This is a genomic window from Burkholderia sp. Bp8991, from assembly GCF_003853795.1.
Taxonomy (GTDB): Bacteria; Pseudomonadota; Gammaproteobacteria; order Burkholderiales; family Burkholderiaceae; genus Burkholderia.
The window spans coordinates 154487-171192 of the sequence record NZ_QTQJ01000011.1 but is presented as its reverse complement, the minus strand read 5'-3'; the positions used below and the strand labels follow the sequence as shown (position 1 = coordinate 171192).

Below are 16706 nucleotides of genomic sequence, written 5' to 3'. Positions count from 1 at the left end.
TGGTGTCTCCTGGAATCGATGTTGTCGTGTGTGTGTCGTGTGTGGCTGGCGTGTGAGCGTCACGCCGAAACGGTGGAGGTGCGGCGCGCGGCGCCCATGCGGCAGGCGATCTGCAGCGCCTGCCAGGTCGCGCCGACGTCGGCCGTGCCGCGGCCCGCGATGTCGTACGCGGTGCCGTGCGCGGGCGTCGTGATCGGCACGGGCAGCCCGCCCTGCACGGTCACGCCGCGCGAGAAGCCGAGCAGCTTGATCGCGATCTGCCCCTGGTCGTGGTACATCGTGACGATCGCCTGGTAGTCGCCGGCCTGCGCCTTCAGGAAGATCGTGTCGGCGGGGAACGGGCCGTGGAACGGCGCTTCGGTCGGCCAGTCGCGCGACTGCAGCTTGCGCACGGCCGGCTCGATGATGTCGACTTCCTCGCGGCCGCAGCTGCCGCCGTCGCCGCCGTGCGGGTTGAACGCGGCGATCGCGATCTTCGGCGCTGCGACGCCGTTCGCGAGCAGCGACCGGTAGATCAGTTCGGATGCCTGTTCGATTCGCGCGACGCTCAGCTGGGCCGCCGCATCCTTCAGCGGAATATGCGACGAGATGCGCGCGGTCCACAGCTCGCCGAGCGTGTTGAATTCGCAGAAGTAGCCGGTCACGCCGAGCGCGGCGGCGAAGTGGTGCAGCTCGTCGTCGTGCCGGAGCCCGCCGAGCTTCATCGCGTACTTGTTCAGCGGCGCGAAGCAGATCGCGTCGATGTCGCCGGCGAGCGCGGCGTCGAGGCACCGGTCGAGCACGGTCAGCGTCGAGCGGCCGCCGGCCGCGCCGGGCTGGCCGACGGTGACCTGCGCGCGATCGATCGAGTCGAGCGCGACGAACGCGGCGCGCGCGGTGGACGGCCGGCCGCGCACGGCGGCGAGCGACGCGACGGGTTCGACGTCGACCGTCACGCCGGCGACGCGCTGGCCGGCTTCCCACAGCCAGCGGTCGCCGATCAGCACGAGGTTCGCGCGGGACGTCGCGTCGGGCCGCGCGAGCAGTTTCGCGATCAGTTCGGCGCCGATGCCGGCGGGGTCGCCGAGGGTCAGCGCGACGACGGGCAGTGAAGCGGTGGGCAGTGCAGCGGCGGGCACGGCGGCGGCGGTCGTCATGCGGCGTCTCCGTGGCGGGCGGCGGGCGGTTGCATGTTCATGCGGTGTCTCCGGTGGCGGCGCGTGGCCGTTGGTGTATGGGGTTCATGCTAGGTAGACGGAATGAGTCGGTAAATTGAAAACTCTTGATGAATCGATAACCTGGAGTAATCGAAATGGGCTCGATCGATCGACGAGACTCGACTCCCCAATTGCTGAACCGGCTGCGGATGCGGCAGATCGCGCTGCTGCTCGCGGTGGATGAATGCTCGACGCTGCGCGCGGCGGCCGGGCAGCTCGGCCTCACACAGCCGGCCGCGACGAAGATGCTGGCCGAACTGGAAAGCGCGCTCGGCCAGCGCCTCTTCGATCGCGTCGGGCGCGGGCTCGTGCTGAATCCGGCCGGCGAGCGCGTGCTCGGCTATTTCCGCGGGATTCGCGGCAGCATGGAGGCGCTCAATCGCGAGCTCGGCGAGCTGCAGCTCGGCAGCGCGGGGCGGCTCGCGATCGGCAGCATCATGGCGGCGTCGCCGGGGCGGCTCACCGAGGCGCTGGTGCAGCTGAAGGCGCGCTATCCGCTGCTGGCGATCGACATCGCGGTCGATACCAGCGACCGGCTGATGCCGCAGTTGCGCGAGGGCGTGCTCGAGGTGGTGATCGGCCGCAACGTCGGCACCGATTGCGACTTCCGCGTGGTGGACGACGAGGCGCTCGCGATCATCGCGGGCCGCGACCATCCGCTCGCGGGCGCGGGGCCGGTCGAATTCGACGCGCTGCTCGATTACACGTGGATCCTGCAGCCGGCCGGCAGCCCGGCGCGCGAGGTGGTCGAGCGCGAGTTCCGCGCGCGTCACCAGCCGATGCCGCGCGGGCTCGTCGAAACGGGGTCGATCCTGACGACGATGAACCTCGTCGACCGTTCGCGGATGCTCGGCGTGATTCCGTTGACCGTCGCGCAGCGCAACGCGGCGCACGGGCTGGTTGCGATCATCGATTACGAACTCGACCAGAAGCTGCCGTCGTATGGCAGCCTCGTGCGGCGGGATCGGCCGCTGAGCATTCCGGCGCAGCAGTTTCTGGCGCTGTTCCATCGGGAAGGCGGGCAGGGCGCGGGCGATTGATGGAAGGCGGGCGGCTACGTTGCGGTGTCACGCACCGGCGAGCTTCGCTCGCGGTGCGTGATGACGGCGATCAGGGCAGGTCGGGACAATCCACGCCGAGCAGGACCAAGCCCGATACCGCGCGGCGAACCGCCGCCACCCCGCGTCAGCGTGCCGACGGCGCGGCCGGCGCTTCGGCGAGCGACGGCGTCGATGCCGACAGCGCGCGATCCGGCCGGATCCGCAGCGCGGCGACGATGCCGATCAGCAGCATCGCGACCGACCCGACGAACGGCACCGTCCAGCTGCCGGTGTGGTCGACGAGATAGCCGAACAGGATCGGCGACAGGATCCCCGCGATCGCGGAACCCGCATTCATCATCCCGCTCGCGATGCCCGCGTGCGTCGGCGCGATATCGCTCGGCACGGCCCAGATCGGCCCGATCGTCAGTTCGAGGCACAGGAACGACCCGGACAGGCACAGCGCGATGCCGGCCGTCGAATGCACGAACGCGAGCGGCAGCATGCAGGCGAGCGCGCCGGTGAAACTCGCGACGATCACGCTCTGGCGCGACAGCGCGAGGTTGCCGGTCTTGCGGTAGATGCGGTCGCACAGCCAGCCGCCGAGCGTGTCGCCGACGACGCCCGCGAAGAACACGCCGGACGCGAACAGCGCGGTGGACTTCAGGTCGAGGCCCTTGCCGTTCAGGAAGAACGTCGGCAGCCATGTGAAGAACAGCCAGGCGGTCCAGCCGTAGCAGAAGTACACGAAGATCGTCGGCGCCATCCGGCGGAACAGCGGGCCCCACGGCGTCGGGCCCGGCGCCGGTGCCGGCCGGGCGGCGGCAGCGGTGCGCGTACGGTTGTCGCCGCCGTCGCCGAGCGGGTACTCGCGAAAGCCGGCGATCCACCACACGAGCCACACCAGCGTGACGGCGCCGATCACGAAGAACGCCGCGCGCCACGACAGCCACGTCATCAGCGCGGCGACGATCGGCGGCGTGACCGCGTTGCCGAGCCGCGAGAACGAATGCGTGAAGCCCTGCACGACGCCGCGCCGTTCGCGCGTGAACCAGTGCGTGATCGCGCGGGCCTGCGCGGGCAGCGTCGCGCCTTCGCCGATCCCGAGCAGCAGGCGCGCGGCGAACAGCAGCGCGAGGCTGTGCACGAGCCCGGTCATGAAGGTCGACGCGACCCAGATCAGCCCGCAGCCGATCAGCGTGATGCGGGCGCCGAAGCGGTCGGCGATCCAGCCGCCGAAGATCTGGCAGATCGCGTACGAATATGCGAACGCGGAGAACGCGATGCCGAGTTCGGTGTTCGACAGCCCGAGTTCGGCCTTGATCGCGCCGGCCGCGGTCGCGAGGTTCACGCGGTCGACGTAGAGGATGAACGAAAGCGCGCACAGCAGCCACAGCGTATGGCGTCGTTGACGGTGATCGGTCGGCATGTGTCTCACTCCATTCTCGTGCGCGTCGTTGCAATGACGCCGCGTTCACTGGCCGGGCCAGCATCGCGCGCCGGAGGAGGCATCGTCTACTGAATCTTTTCGATCAATTGATAACCTGCGGTGTTCGGTTTCGCCGCGTTCGGGTGCCGGCTCGGGGCGCCATGCGGGTTTTCCACGAACGGTTGCGGCATGATGCGGGATGGCCGCGCACGGACACGACGCACGGCATGGGTCGAACGTGTTTCGACGCCGGTGCCGTCATGATGCAGTGACGCCGCGCAATCGCACAGTCGGGAATGGACGGACATGGAACAACGACTTTCACGCCGCCGGGACAACCGCGTCTGGCAACTCCAGCCGGTGAAATGGTGGATCCAGGGGCACGGCCGCGACGGCTATTCGTTCCGGCTGCTGCTGATGCCGCTGGTTGGCGTGTTCGTGCTCGAGTTCGTGTGCGTGATGCTCGACGCGCCGTTCAGCGCGCTCATCGTGATTGGTGTGATGACGCTGTTCCTCGGAATCGCCGGGTATTACGGCGCGAAGCGCGAATGGCTGGTTCCGTCCGCGCCGGCGCGCGCGCTCGTGAAGGCGCGTACCAAGCAGGCGGCCGAGCGATCTATCGGCTCGCCATTGCCGGCTTGGCGTTCATCGCGGGCGTTTGTAAAGAAGCCACGGCGCGCGGACCGAACGACGCGTGCCCGCCCGGCAGGCACGCGTCGTCACACTCAAATGTGGCCCAGCAGCACGAGTATCACGACGATGACGACGATCAGCCCGAGGGAGCCCGATGGCCAGTAGCCCCAGCTTCGGCTGTGCGGCCACGCTGGAAATGCCCCGATCAGCAGCAGAATCAGAACGATGATAAGGATTGTACCGAGCATCGCGCCCCTCCTGAATTTGTTCGACATGACGGTGCCTGCTTGCGCAATTCCCGTGCCGCGGTTCAGGGCCATCGGCGCAAGCCGGCGAAAGCGCACTGTTTGAATACCGGAATTCATGGGATGAATAGCGTCCGATTCAGAAAATAAATTTCAAAAATGCAGACCCCGTCGCTATGCTGATCTTTCGGTTTCATTCAGGCGGAACAGGCAATGGCTGAACTCTTTCTGGTACGGCACGGGCAGGCGTCGTTCGGCACGGACGACTACGACCGGCTATCCGCTGCCGGCGAGCAGCAGGGCGTCTGGCTCGGCGAATACTTCGCGCGGCAGGGCCTGACGTTCGATCGCGTGATCTGCGGCACGATGAACCGGCATGCGCAGACGGTCGCCGCGATCCTGCGCGGAATGGGCCGCGACGGCGTGGCGGTCGACCGCCATCCCGGCCTGAACGAATACGACTTCCACGGGCTGTTCGCGGCGGCGGCGAACGACTATCCGGAGATCGCGCGGCTCGCAGCCGGCTCGATGAAGGAGCACTTTCGCGCGCTGCGGCAGGTGCTGCACCTGTGGGCCGACGACAGGCTCGGCGACACCGCCCCCGAAACCTGGGCGCATTTCCAGCAGCGCGTCGCCGACGCGCGCGCCGCGATCCGCGGCGGCGGCAGCCGGCGCGTGCTCGCGGTGAGCTCCGGCGGCCCGATCGCGGTGACCGTGCAGCAGGTGCTCGCCGCACCGCCGTCGAGCGCGATCGCGCTGAACCTGCAGATCCGCAACAGCAGTCTTTCGCAGTTTTTCTTCAACGCCGAAGCGTTCCACCTCGCGTCGTTCAACGGCATCCCGCATCTCGAGGATCCCGAACGGCATGCGTGGCGCACCTACGGCTGACCCCACGAACGATCGCGACGATGACGAATCCTTCCCAGCCCCTCGACGTAGCCCGCCTCACGCGCTATCTGGAAGCGCACGTGCCGGGTTTCGAAGGCCCGCTCGACATGGAGAAGTTTGCCGGCGGCCAGTCGAACCCGACCTTCCTGCTGCATGCGAAGAGCGGCCGTTACGTGCTGCGCCGCCAGCCGCCCGGCGAGCTGCTGAAATCCGCGCATGCGGTCGACCGCGAATTCCGCGTGCTGAGTGCGCTGTCGGGCACCGCGGTGCCGGTCGCGCATCCGTATCACCTCTGCGAAGACCGCGACGTGATCGGCAGCCTGTTCTACGTGATGAGCTTCGAGGACGGCCGGATCTTCTGGGATCCGGCGCTGCCGGAGCTGCCGAAGGCCGAGCGCGCGACCTGCTACGACGCGCTGCTGCGCACGATGGCCGCGCTGCACGACGTGGACGTCGACGCGGTGGGCCTTGCCGACTACGGCCGCCCCGGCAACTACTTCGAGCGCCAGATCGGCGTCTGGACGAAGCAGTATCGCGCGGCGGAAACCGAGCGCCTCGACGCGATGGAGACGCTGATCGACTGGCTGCCGAAGGCGTGCCCGGCGGACACCGGCCGGCCCGCGCTGGTGCACGGCGATTTCCGGATCGACAACCTGATGTTCGCGCGCGACGGCTATCGCGTGCAGGCCGTGCTCGACTGGGAACTGTCGACGCTCGGCAACCCGCTCGCCGATCTCGCGTATTTCTGCATGTGCCTGCGCCTGCCGTCGGGCGGCCAGGTGCGCGGGCTCGCGGGCCAGGATCGCGCAGAACTCGGCATTCCTGACGAAGCGGCGATCGTCGCGCGCTATTGCGAGCTGCGCGGCATCGAGCCGATCCGCGACTGGCATTTCTATCTCGCGTTCAGTTTCTTCCGGCTCGCGGCGATCGCGCAGGGCGTGAAGGCGCGCGCGCTGCAGGGCAACGCGTCGAGCGAGCAGGCGCTGCGCGTCGGCGCGATGGCCGGCCGGCTGGCCGAGATGGCCGTCGACGTGATCGACGCGCAGCGCTGACCGCGACGGAAGCGCCGCGCGGCGGCACGACAACACATCAATGGAGGAGCACAGCAACATGGCAACGAATCTGTTCGGCCTGACGGGCAAGATCGCGCTGGTGACGGGCGCGAGCCGCGGCATCGGCGAGGAAATCGCGAAGCTGCTCGCGCAGCAGGGCGCGCACGTGATCGTGTCGAGCCGCAAGCTCGACGACTGCCAGGCGGTGGCGGACGAAATCGTCGCGGCGGGCGGCCGCGCGGAAGCGCTGGCGTGCCACGTCGGGCGGCTGGAGGACATCGCCGCGACGTTCGAGGCGATCCGCGGCAAGCACGGCCGGCTCGACATCCTCGTGAACAACGCGGCCGCGAATCCGTATTTCGGGCACATCCTCGACACCGATCTCGCCGCGTACGAAAAGACGGTCGACGTGAACATCCGCGGCTACTTCTTCATGTCGGTCGAGGCCGGCAAGCTGATGAAGGCGCAGGGCGGCGGCGCGATCGTCAACACCGCGTCGGTGAATGCGCTGCAGCCGGGCGACCGGCAAGGCATCTACTCGATCACGAAGGCCGCGGTCGTCAACATGACGAAGGCGTTCGCGAAGGAGTGCGGGCCGTTCGGCATCCGCGTGAACGCGCTGCTGCCGGGCCTCACCAAGACGAAGTTCGCGGGCGCGCTGTTCGCCGACAAGGACATCTACGAAACCTGGATGACGAAGATCCCGCTGCGCCGCCACGCGGAGCCGCGCGAGATGGCCGGCACCGTGCTGTATCTCGTGTCCGATGCGGCGAGCTACACGAACGGCGAATGCATCGTCGTCGACGGCGGCCTGACGATCTGAGCGCGCGATGAAAATCGACAGCTATGCCGGGCAGGCCGTGATGATCACCGGCGCCGCGAGCGGCTTCGGTGCGCTGCTCGCGAGCGAACTGGCCGCGATGGGCGCGCGGCTCGCGCTCGGCGACCTGAACGAAGCGGCGCTCGAGCGCGTGGCCGCGGGGCTGCGCGCAGCCGGCGCCGACGTGATCGCGCAGCGCTGCGACGTGCGCGTCGAAGCCGACGTCGCGTTGCTGGTCCAGGCGGCGGTCGCGGGCTTCGAACGGCTCGACGTCGGCATCAACAATGCCGGCATCGCCCCGCCGATGAAGGCGCTGATCGATACCGACGAAGCCGATCTCGACCTGAGCTTCGCGGTGAACGCGAAGGGCGTGTTCTTCGCGATGAAGCACCAGATTCGCCAGATGCTCGCGCAGCGCGAAGGCGTGATCCTGAACGTCGCGTCGATGGCCGGGCTCGGCGGCGCGCCGAAGCTGGCCGCCTATGCGGCGTCGAAGCACGCGGTGGTCGGGCTCACGAAGACGGCCGCGCTCGAATACGCGCGCCACGGCATTCGCGTGAACGCGGTGTGCCCGTTCTACAGCGCGACGCCGATGGTCACCGACAGCGACCTCGGCGAGCGCCAGGACTTTCTCGCGCAGGGCTCGCCGATGAAGCGGCTCGGCCGGCCCGAGGAAATCGTCGCGACGATGCTCACGCTGTGCGCGAAGGAAAACACCTATCTGACCGGGCAGGCCGTCGCCGTCGACGGCGGTGTCTCGGCCTTCTGAACCGAACGAACGGAAACCGGAATCTCGAGGAGTCGATCATGGACTTTGGCTACACCCCGAAAGTGGAAGAATTGCGCGAACGCGTGCGCGCGTTCATGGACGCGCACATCGTGCCGCGCATTCGTCAGTGGAACGAAGAAGTGCATGCGGGGCAGTATCCCGTGTCGTTCATGGAGGCGCTGAAGGAGCGCGCGAAGGCCGAAGGCCTGTGGAACCTGTTCCTGCCGCACCTGAAGGCCGACGAGCCGGGCACGGCCCTGACGAACCTCGAATACGCGCCGCTCGCCGAGATCATGGGGCGCGTGAGCTGGGCGTCGGAGGTGTTCAACTGCAACGCGCCGGACACCGGCAACATGGAATTGCTGCACATGTTCGCGACGCCCGAGCAGCGCGAACAGTGGCTGCTGCCGCTCTTGCGCGGCGAGATCCGTTCGGCGTTCGCGATGACGGAGCCCGACGTCGCATCGTCGGACGCGACCAACATCACGACACGCATCGAGCGCGTGGGCGACGAGTACGTGATCAACGGCCGCAAGTGGTTCATCACGAACGCCGCGCACCCGAACTGCAAGATCTTCATCGTGATGGGCAAGACCGATCCCGAAGCGGAATCGCACCAGCAGCAGAGCATGATCCTCGTGCCGCGCGACACGCCGGGCGTGACGATCGTGCGCAACATCACGGTGGTCAATCACTACGCACCCGAAGGGCACTGCGAGATCACGTTCGACAACGTGCGCGTGCCGGCGCGCAACCTGCTCGGCGAGGAAGGCAGCGGCTTCGCGCTCGCGCAGGCGCGCCTCGGGCCGGGCCGCATCCACCACTGCATGCGTTCGATCGGCGCGGCCGAGCTCGCGCTGGAACTGATGATCGACCGCGCGCAGTCGCGCGAGGCGTTCGGCAAGCCGCTGAACCGGCACGGCACGATCGGCGAATGGATCGCGCGTTCGCGCATCGAGATCGACCAGGCGCGCCTCCTGGTGCTGAAGGCCGCGTGGATGATCGACAAGGTCGGCGCGAAGGCGGCGCGCAAGGAAATCTCGATGATCAAGGCGCTCGTGCCGACCGTCTATACGAACGTGTGCGACCGCGCGATGCAGGTGTTCGGCGCGGCGGGCCTGAGCCCCGACACGCCGCTCGCCGACCTGTGGACCTGGGGCCGCGCGCTGCGCTTCGCCGACGGTCCGGACGAGGTGCACCTGCAGGCGATCGCGCGCATGGAGATCAAGGACGCCGTGCGCGGCTCGACCGAACTGTACCTGACGCGGCCGCCGCGCGGCTGAGCGGCGCACCGCGCGAGCCGGCGACGTGGGCGAACGGGAGACGCACGCCGTATTAAGATGCCGGCAAGGAGATCCGGCGATGCGCCTTTCGAAGATTGATCTGAACCTGTTCGTCGTATTCGAGGCGATCTACAACAAGCGCAACCTGACGCGCGCGGCCGAGGTGCTGAACCTCACGCAGCCGGCCGTCAGCAACGCGCTGGCGCGGCTGCGCAAGACGCTGAACGATCCGCTGTTCGTCAGCACGCCGGCCGGGATGATGCCGACGCCGATGGCCGAGAACATCGTCGGCCGCGTGCGCGAAGCGCTGCAGCTGCTCGATTCGAGCGCGCACGAAGGCGACGTGTTCGCCCCCGCTTCGTCCGCGCGCGTGTTCCGGTTGAGCATGAGCGACCTGACCGAAGCGCTGCTGTTGCCCGCGCTCGGCGAACTGCTGCAGACGCATGCGCCCGGCATGCACGTGCGCAGCTACACGATGGACCGCCGCGAAGTGGCGACCGCGCTCGCGAACGGCTCCGTCGACATCGCGATCGACGCGCCGCTGATCGGCGACCCGCACCTGCACCAGGCGCTGCTCGTGCGCGACCGCTACGCGTGCATGATCCGCGACGACCACCCGTTCAAGGGCGACACGCTGACCCTGGACGACTACCTGTCGATGGGGCACATCCACGTGTCGAGCCGCCGCAAGGGCAGCGGGCACGTCGATGCCGAACTGACGCGGCTCGGGCTGCGCCGCAACATCCAGATGCGCGTGCAGCACTACATGGTCGCGCCGCTGATCGCGATGCGCGGCGACCTCGCGCTGACGGCGCCGCTGAGGCTGCTGCAGCGCTACCCCGCGCGGATTCTCGAACTGCCGTTCGAGATGCCGGGGCTCGAATATTTCTGCTACTGGCATCGCAGCGCCGATCAGGATCAGGGCAGCCAGTGGCTGCGAGAGCAGCTGATGACGCTGATGGGCGGGATCGGCGAGTCGCCGTGATGCGACGAAGCGTGGGCGCCGCGCGCCGGCCCACGCCGGCTTCGCTCAAAACGAATCGTCGTCGAAGCGCGACGATACCGGCCGGCGTTTCATGTCCTTCAACCAGTCCCTGACGTAGTCCGGATCCTCGAACTCGCGCAGCGCGATGGTCAGGTCCTGGTTGCCGCGCTGCATGGCGGCGATGTCGCGCGCGAGCGTGCGGATCACGGTATCAGGCGCGATCTTGACGGACGACGCGATGCCGTAAGTGCGCCGGAAATCGTTCTCGACGTGCCGGATCTCCTGATCGAGCTCGCGCAGCTGTTCCTCGAGTATGCCGTTGTAGCGCGTGAGCCGTGCTTCGCTCAGGCCGTCGATCGCGCGTCGGTCGATCTGTTCGATCTCCAGCTGCAGTTCCAGCAGTTGCAGCAGATTGCCCTTCGCATACGCGTGGTTGACCCGCTGCATCAGCACGGTCTTGCGCTGCTGTTCCTGCGGATCGGTTTCGCGATCGGGATGCAGCGCGCTGGCCAGCTTGCGAAAGATCTCTCGGATCGACTTGCTCGATTCGGCCTGCTCGGCCTCGCGCTTCGCCTGCGCGGCCGACTGCTTCGGCGCCTTCTTGCGCTTCGCGCGCTGGGCCTCGCGGGCCGCGTGAGCGGCCATGTCGCGCTCGAACTGGGCGTCGAGTTCGGCCTGCATCCGCTCGGCGAGCTCGTCGGGTGACAGCGTGTCGAGATCGTCGGCCGGCTCCGTGGCGGGCATCGGCTGCGGCTCCCGCTTCATCGGCTCGGGATCGGCCACGGCGCTGCCGGCGTCGTCGGATGCGCGATGGCGGTTGTAAATGACCCTCAGCGCCGCGTCGTCGCTGACGTTCAGCAAGTCGCGCGCCATGTCGGCGATCAGGTCGGACAGCATGCGCTGCTCGGCCTTGCTCAGGCCCTTCTGCAGGAACGCATCGTCGAGCAGATGGATCAGCCTGATCCGCAGCGCGGTCGCTTCCTGTTCGAGCGGCAGCAGCCCGTCGACGAATTTCTTCTGGAAGGCCGGCGTGACGGCTTCCCATGCGCCCAGACGCTCGCGCCGCTTTTCGATGTGCTTGACGAGCGTATTGAAGGTTTGCTGGGCTTTGGACAGGCTGGCTGTCTCGTGACCGGGCGCGATGGCGACCGCGGCACCGCGACGTGCGGTCATGATGAAGGTCCTCCGGCCGCGGCGGGAGGCGCGGCAGGCCGGTATTTTAGCCGGCATCGCCGGGTCCGGTGGCGAGACGCTCGGCTCGGGCAGCCGTGCTCGCCGCGCATCGCGCTCAGAACAATTGCCCCTGCCCGGAAATCACGCGTTCGAAATCGTCGCGCAGGAACGGCAGGATCGCATCGGCGACCGGCTGCAGCTGGCGGCTCACGTAGAACGCGTAGTCGATCGGCGAGCGCATCGTTTCGAGCGGTTCGGGGCCGGCCGTCGTCATCACGTAGCTGATCCAGCCGCCGCGCTGATACTGCAGCGGCCTGCCGCGCGCCTGGTTGAATTCGTCGGCGATCCGCGCGGCACGCACGTGCGGCGGCACGTTGCGCTGATATTCGCTCAACGGCCGGCGCACGCGCTTGCGATAGATCAGTTGCGCATCGTATTCGCCGGCGAGCGTGCGCCGCACGTAGTCGCGAATGAAATCCTGGTACGGCTCGCGCTTGAACACCCGCCGGTAGAGTTCGCGCTGGAATGCCTGCGCGAGCGGCGTCCAGTCGGTGCGCACCGTTTCGAGCCCTTTGAACACGAGGTCCTCGCCGCCGTCCGCCGCGCGCGCGAGGCCCGCATAGCGCTTCTTGCTGCCTTCTTCCGCGCCGCGCACGGTCGGCATCAGGAAGCGCCGGTAATGCCGCTCGTACTGCAGTTCGAGCGCGCTTTCGAGCCCGAAGCGATCGCGCAGGTGCGCCTGCCACCAGCGGTTCACTTGCTCGACGAGCGCGCGGCCCTTCGCGCCGGCCGCGTCGTCGTCGTGTTCGCGCCCGAGCCACACGAAGGTCGAATCGGTATCGCCGTAGATGACTTCGTAACCCTGCGCCTCGATCAGCTCGCGCGTGCGGTGCATGATCTCGTGGCCGCGCATCGTGATCGACGACGCGAGGCGCGGATCGAAGAACCGGCAGCCCGTCGAGCCGAGCACGCCGTAGAACGAATTCATGATGATCTTCAGCGCCTGCGACAACGGCGCGTTGCGCTGGCGTTTCGCTTCGTCGCGGCCTTCCGACACGCGCCGCACGATGTCGGGCAGGCAATGCGCGGTGCGCGAGAAGCGCGCGCCGAGAAAGCCGGGCACCGACGTGTCGTCGCCCGGATGCGCGAGCCCTTCGATCAGCCCGGCCGGATCGATCAGGAACGTGCGGATGATCGACGGATAAAGGCTCTTGTAGTCGAACACGAGCACCGAGTCGTACAGGCCGGGCCGCGAATCCATCACGAAGCCGCCGGGGCTGTTCTGGCCGGTCACGTCGCCGAGGTTCGGCGCGACGTAGCCGAGCCGGTGCATGCGCGGCAGGTACAGGTGCGTGAACGCGGCGACCGAGCCGCCGGTGCGATCGGCCGCGAGGCCCGTGACGGTCGCGCGTTCGAGCGCGAAGGACAGCAGGTCGGCCTTGTCGAAGATACGCGTGACGAGTTCGCAGTCCTTCAGGTTGTAGTGCGCGAGCGCGGGCTTGTTGTGGTCGAATCGGCGCTGGATCTCGTCCATCCGCTGATACGGATTGTCGATCGACTTGCCTTCGCCGAGCAGCGACTGCGATACGTATTCGAGGCTGAACGACGGGAACGTCCACGTCGCCGATTTCAGCATGTCGATGCCGTCGAGGATCAGGCGGCCGGCCGCGCCCGCGAAGAAATGGTCGGGCTGCTGCCCGTGCGCGCGCCACTCGAGCACGCTGCCGCCGCGCCCGAGCTTCAGCGGCACGCCGTATTGCTCCGCGTGCGCATGCAGGATGCGCAGGTCGAACTGCACGAGGTTCCAGCCGATCACCGCATCGGGATCGTGTTCGTCGAACCAGTCGTTGAGCCGCGCGAGCATGTCGGGCCGGCTGTCGCAGTAGTCGAGCTTGAAGTCCGCGGCGCGCGCGTCGCCGTTCGGCGGGCCGAGCATGTAGACCTGCCGCTGCCCGCAGCCTTCGAGCGCGATCGAATACAGCTCGCCGTGGACGCTCGTCTCGATGTCGAGCGATACGCAGCGCAGCGCGGGACGATAGCCGGTCGCGGGCTTCAGTTCGCCGTCGGTCAGCGTGCCGTCGCGGCCGGCCGTGCCGCGAAACTGCACGGGCGCCGTGATGAAGCGCTCCATCGTATAGCGGTCGGGCGGCTGCACGTCGGCTTCGTAGACGTCGACGCCGGCTGCGGCGAGGCGTTTCTGGAGTCCGGACAAATGGCGGTAGCGGCGGCAGTAGAGGCCGGCCACCGCGCGCTGGCGGAAGTCGCGCAGCGCGAGCGGGCGCAGTTCGGCATCGCGCTCGCCGGCCAGCGTGCGTTCGGCGAGCGCCCGCTGCTCGGCCGGCACGAACGCGACGGCTTCCTGCGGGCGCAGCCGCACGCGGCGCGGACCGTGTTCGGTTGCCAGCCAGAACTCGATCTCGATGCCGGACGCGGTGTCCCGCCAGTGGCGGGTGAGGATGAAACCCTGCTCGAACGCAGTCAAAACACTTGCTCGTCGTGGATGCCCAGGCGGCGGATTTTAGCGCTTCTCGCGCGGTTCCCGCCGAAGCGGCGCCGCTGGCATCGGGTGGCAGGACGCGGCGCCGGATCCGCCACGTGGTGCGCGTTGCATCGACCGCGTGAAGCAATCGGCGTCGCGCGCAGGCCGGATGACGTTCGGGCGGCACGCATTCGTCTGTCGAGTGCGCGAGCGCGTCGGCCGGCAGCTGCGGCAGCGTTGCCGCAGCGCAGGCCCTAGGCCGGCATCGGCGCGAATTCCCGTTTCAGGTCTTCCGGTCGCTGCGGTCGCTGGTACAGATAGCCCTGCGCATACTGAATCCCGACCGCATGCAGCGCGCGATGCTGCTCTTCCGTCTCCACGCCCTCCGCAATGATCTTCAGGCCGTAGTGGTGCGCGACGGCGGCGATCCCTTCGATCAGTTTCGCGTTGCCCGTCGTCAGCCGGGAGATGAACTGTCGATCGATCTTCACGTAGTCGAATGGAAAGCGCGACAGCATGTCGAGGTTGCTGTGGTGCGTGCCGAAGTCGTCGATCGCGAACTTCGCGCCTTTCGCGCGCAGCGTGGCGAACATCTCGGTGGTGCGCGGATTCTTCTCGAGCAGGATGCGCTCGGTGACTTCGAGCACCAGCGTGCAGCCCGGCGGAAGCCGGCGGATCGCGTCTTCGACGACGGACACGAAGCGCGCGCGTTCGAGATCCTTCGGCGCGACATTGATCGCGACATGCAGCGGCATCGACGGCGCGAGCGCGGACAGTTCCGAGATGGCCGTGCGCAGCACGAATTCGGTCACCTTCGGCAGGATCGTGCTCGATTCCACCTGCGGGACGAACACCGCCGGACTGATGGGCCCCCATTTCGGATGCTGCCAGCGCAGCAGGGCCTCGACGCCGACGGTCCTGCGCGTTTCGACATCGACGATAGTCTGATAGACGACATGAAACTCGTTGCGCTTCAGCGCATTGCGGACAGCCTTCAGCAACAGCCGGCGCGGCGCCATCGCGAGCAGGTACGCGGCCGCGACGAGGCCGTTGACCAGCAGCGCGATCGTCACGCAGATCAGTCCGTAGCGCCGCTGCACCTGCGAAACGTAGGGTTCCGACGAGGTGACGGAGACCGTGAACGGCCAGGCGCCCGACGCGATCGTGCTGCCGGTGGGCGGCGCCGCGCCGAACGGCGGCACGAACGCGCCATGCTGATCGATGCTTCCGGCGCCTTCGATCGACAGCGTGGCCGTTTCCGCCCCGAAGCGGGTGCCGTGCGCGAGCATGTCCGCCAGATAGTCGCCTTCGACCACATAGAGGACGCCGGATTCGGGCGCGGTCGCACGAAACGCCGCCAGCACCGGAACGCGATGCTGAAACGGCGTTTGCCGAAGCAGCGTGATGGCCGTCATCCCCGGCTCGGGCGCGTGAATGTATGCGGCGAGCGGGACGTCGATCGCGCCCAGTGCCGACGAGCATGTGACGCGACCGTCGTTCGCCAGCCCGACGGCCCGAAGATAGCGCAGGTGAGTGCCTACTTCGGCGAGCGTCCTGAAGATCGTCATGCAGGGTCGCCCGACCAGCGCGTCCAGCTCGGCCGGGTGACGCGAGCGAATTCCGTCGAGAATGCGGTCGACCGATATCACGATGTCGTTCGCGACGACGCGTTCGTGCTGCGCGATCGCGTCGCGCGCCAGGCGCCCGGCAACGACGAGCGCGACCACGAACACGAGGATGCAGACGATCAGGGCAAGCGGGAAAACGACGTGCGGCCACGCGCCGCTGCGCTGGAATGCGGGCTTCGGGGGCAGTGCGGGCGCGGCAGGTCCTCGGGTCGTACTTGTTGTTGTGCGCATGAGAATGCAGATCGAACCGGTCGATGGATAGACGCGATGCGTTCGCCGTGCCTCGCCGGGGCACCGCGGCTCGCGCCGATATCGGGACGCAAAGCGATTCTACGCTCGCGAAACGCACGAAGCGGCATCGCGGCGGGGCGCTGGATTCGAGGCGCTTCTCCGTAACATACCCCGACCACGCATGTATATCGGTATCGCACACGAAAAAAAACCGGCCGCATCGGTGAGCGGCCGGGACAGAAGACACCGTCTCTTGGCACGAGGATGGTGCGCGGCAAGTATAAGGCGTGCAGCCCTCGATTACGAAATATTGATATTCAAAAATCGCGTTATTTCTTGATTGATGCTTGTGGAGAAATATTTGCATCGCGCGTCACTTCCGGCGATCCAGGCATCGGCGCGCCTTGAACGAGGCCCAACCCGCTTGCTGCGGGTTGTTCCAGCGCGTGCATCGGCGACAGCAGCGCTTCAGAGATCGTCGCGCATCTTGTGGAGCAGGTCGCGGGGAGATTGATGCGTGTCCACGGCGGTGAGGACGTCGGTCAGGAACCACGGCAGGTTCAGCTGCGTGTCGGGATCGCCGACGCACACGCGAATCGGCGGCGCTTTTGATGCAGCGCGGGAGCCGGGCGCCGTGCCGGCGGACGTGGAGGACGGTACGCAGTTTTTCGCTTGCTGCGGGACCGGCGACGCGGCACTGCCGGCGAGTGCCGGCAAGCTGGTGGCGGCGAGCAGGATCAGGAGGGCGAGCGGGGTGGCGCGTTTCATGTGACTCTCCGGCGATGCACGTTCGACACCATCGGCGAATTCGAGTTCGGCCTCGTCGGGGGCGATTGGCTTTCAGCGTTCCGGCCC

At 67.6% G+C, this 16706-nt stretch carries 14 protein-coding genes and 1 pseudogene; 8 read left to right on the top strand and 7 right to left on the bottom strand.

What is annotated here, in order from left to right; genetic code table 11:
• Nucleotides 1-59: 59 nt before the first annotated feature.
• A complete protein-coding gene (locus DIE02_RS15500; protein WP_124529375.1) occupies nt 60-1136 on the bottom strand; it encodes a 4-hydroxythreonine-4-phosphate dehydrogenase PdxA in 1077 nt (358 codons plus the stop codon).
• A 155-nt stretch (nt 1137-1291) separates the two neighbouring features.
• On the opposite strand from DIE02_RS15500, the gene DIE02_RS15495 reads away from it, so the two are divergent.
• Nucleotides 1292-2236 (top strand): LysR family transcriptional regulator, encoded by a 945-nt coding sequence (locus DIE02_RS15495; RefSeq protein WP_124487121.1) that lies wholly within the window; start codon nt 1292-1294, stop codon nt 2234-2236.
• 145 nt (nt 2237-2381) lie between these two features.
• Here DIE02_RS15495 and DIE02_RS15490 read toward each other — a convergent pair whose 3' ends face one another.
• Nucleotides 2382-3665, bottom strand: a complete 1284-nt coding sequence (locus DIE02_RS15490) for an MFS transporter (protein WP_124520976.1) — start codon at nt 3663-3665, stop codon at nt 2382-2384.
• Between the two features lie 306 nt (nt 3666-3971).
• Here DIE02_RS15490 and DIE02_RS15485 point away from each other — a divergent pair.
• A pseudogene (locus DIE02_RS15485) lies at nt 3972-4280 on the top strand (hypothetical protein); the annotation flags it as partial.
• Between the two features lie 110 nt (nt 4281-4390).
• Here DIE02_RS15485 and DIE02_RS15480 read toward each other — a convergent pair.
• Entirely contained in the window at nt 4391-4546 is a 156-nt protein-coding gene (locus DIE02_RS15480; protein ID WP_124487150.1) for a DUF3309 family protein, read from the bottom strand.
• A gap of 210 nt (nt 4547-4756) precedes the next feature.
• Here DIE02_RS15480 and DIE02_RS15475 point away from each other — a divergent pair, with 210 nt between their 5' ends.
• The 6 genes from DIE02_RS15475 to DIE02_RS15450 all read left to right on the top strand — a co-directional run bounded on the left by DIE02_RS15475 (nt 4757) and on the right by DIE02_RS15450 (nt 10340).
• Complete coding sequence (locus DIE02_RS15475) at nt 4757-5431, top strand: histidine phosphatase family protein (RefSeq protein WP_124529373.1); 675 nt, start codon at nt 4757-4759, stop codon at nt 5429-5431.
• Nucleotides 5432-5451: 20 nt separating this feature from the next.
• A complete protein-coding gene (locus DIE02_RS15470; protein ID WP_124529371.1) occupies nt 5452-6483 on the top strand; it encodes a phosphotransferase in 1032 nt (343 codons plus the stop codon).
• A gap of 58 nt (nt 6484-6541) precedes the next feature.
• Entirely contained in the window at nt 6542-7306 is a 765-nt protein-coding gene (locus DIE02_RS15465; protein WP_124529369.1) for an SDR family oxidoreductase, read from the top strand.
• 7 nt (nt 7307-7313) lie between these two features.
• Nucleotides 7314-8072: an SDR family NAD(P)-dependent oxidoreductase gene (locus tag DIE02_RS15460; protein WP_124529368.1), complete on the top strand. Its 759-nt coding sequence runs from the start codon at nt 7314-7316 to the stop codon at nt 8070-8072.
• 38 nt (nt 8073-8110) lie between these two features.
• The gene (locus DIE02_RS15455; RefSeq protein WP_124529366.1) at nt 8111-9355 is read left to right on the top strand and encodes an acyl-CoA dehydrogenase family protein; all 1245 of its coding nucleotides are present in this window, start codon (nt 8111-8113) and stop codon (nt 9353-9355) included.
• Nucleotides 9356-9434: 79 nt separating this feature from the next.
• Nucleotides 9435-10340 (top strand): LysR family transcriptional regulator, encoded by a 906-nt coding sequence (locus DIE02_RS15450; protein ID WP_124529364.1) that lies wholly within the window; start codon nt 9435-9437, stop codon nt 10338-10340.
• A 45-nt stretch (nt 10341-10385) separates the two neighbouring features.
• On the opposite strand, the gene DIE02_RS15445 is transcribed toward DIE02_RS15450, so the two are convergent.
• From DIE02_RS15445 to DIE02_RS15430, 4 genes are all read right to left on the bottom strand, one after another.
• Complete coding sequence (locus tag DIE02_RS15445; protein WP_124529362.1) at nt 10386-11513, bottom strand: J domain-containing protein; 1128 nt, start codon at nt 11511-11513, stop codon at nt 10386-10388.
• 115 nt (nt 11514-11628) lie between these two features.
• Nucleotides 11629-13995 (bottom strand): DNA polymerase II, encoded by a 2367-nt coding sequence (locus tag DIE02_RS15440; RefSeq protein ID WP_124529360.1) that lies wholly within the window; start codon nt 13993-13995, stop codon nt 11629-11631.
• Between the two features lie 251 nt (nt 13996-14246).
• Nucleotides 14247-15851 carry an EAL domain-containing protein gene (locus DIE02_RS15435; protein WP_124520958.1) on the bottom strand — a complete coding sequence of 535 codons (1605 nt, stop codon included), beginning with the start codon at nt 15849-15851 and terminating at the stop codon, nt 14247-14249.
• Nucleotides 15852-16319: 468 nt separating this feature from the next.
• Nucleotides 16320-16619: a hypothetical protein gene (locus DIE02_RS15430; protein ID WP_124529358.1), complete on the bottom strand. Its 300-nt coding sequence runs from the start codon at nt 16617-16619 to the stop codon at nt 16320-16322.
• Nucleotides 16620-16706: the final 87 nt, after the last annotated feature.

Bases quoted from the DNA above. Each gene is read 5' to 3' on its own strand.
- DIE02_RS15455 (WP_124529366.1), top strand. From the start codon at position 8,111: ATGGACTTTGGCTACACCCCGAAAGTGGAAGAATTGCGCGAACGCGTG.
- DIE02_RS15435 (WP_124520958.1), bottom strand. From the start codon at position 15,851: ATGCGCACAACAACAAGTACGACCCGAGGACCTGCCGCGCCCGCACTG.
- DIE02_RS15500 (WP_124529375.1), bottom strand. From the start codon at position 1,136: ATGACGACCGCCGCCGCCGTGCCCGCCGCTGCACTGCCCACCGCTTCA.
- DIE02_RS15450 (WP_124529364.1), top strand. From the start codon at position 9,435: ATGCGCCTTTCGAAGATTGATCTGAACCTGTTCGTCGTATTCGAGGCG.
- DIE02_RS15475 (WP_124529373.1), top strand. From the start codon at position 4,757: ATGGCTGAACTCTTTCTGGTACGGCACGGGCAGGCGTCGTTCGGCACG.
- DIE02_RS15465 (WP_124529369.1), top strand. From the start codon at position 6,542: ATGGCAACGAATCTGTTCGGCCTGACGGGCAAGATCGCGCTGGTGACG.
- DIE02_RS15495 (WP_124487121.1), top strand. From the start codon at position 1,292: ATGGGCTCGATCGATCGACGAGACTCGACTCCCCAATTGCTGAACCGG.
- DIE02_RS15445 (WP_124529362.1), bottom strand. From the start codon at position 11,513: ATGACCGCACGTCGCGGTGCCGCGGTCGCCATCGCGCCCGGTCACGAG.
- DIE02_RS15430 (WP_124529358.1), bottom strand. From the start codon at position 16,619: ATGAAACGCGCCACCCCGCTCGCCCTCCTGATCCTGCTCGCCGCCACC.
- DIE02_RS15490 (WP_124520976.1), bottom strand. From the start codon at position 3,665: ATGCCGACCGATCACCGTCAACGACGCCATACGCTGTGGCTGCTGTGC.
- DIE02_RS15460 (WP_124529368.1), top strand. From the start codon at position 7,314: ATGAAAATCGACAGCTATGCCGGGCAGGCCGTGATGATCACCGGCGCC.
- DIE02_RS15480 (WP_124487150.1), bottom strand. From the start codon at position 4,546: ATGCTCGGTACAATCCTTATCATCGTTCTGATTCTGCTGCTGATCGGG.
- DIE02_RS15470 (WP_124529371.1), top strand. From the start codon at position 5,452: ATGACGAATCCTTCCCAGCCCCTCGACGTAGCCCGCCTCACGCGCTAT.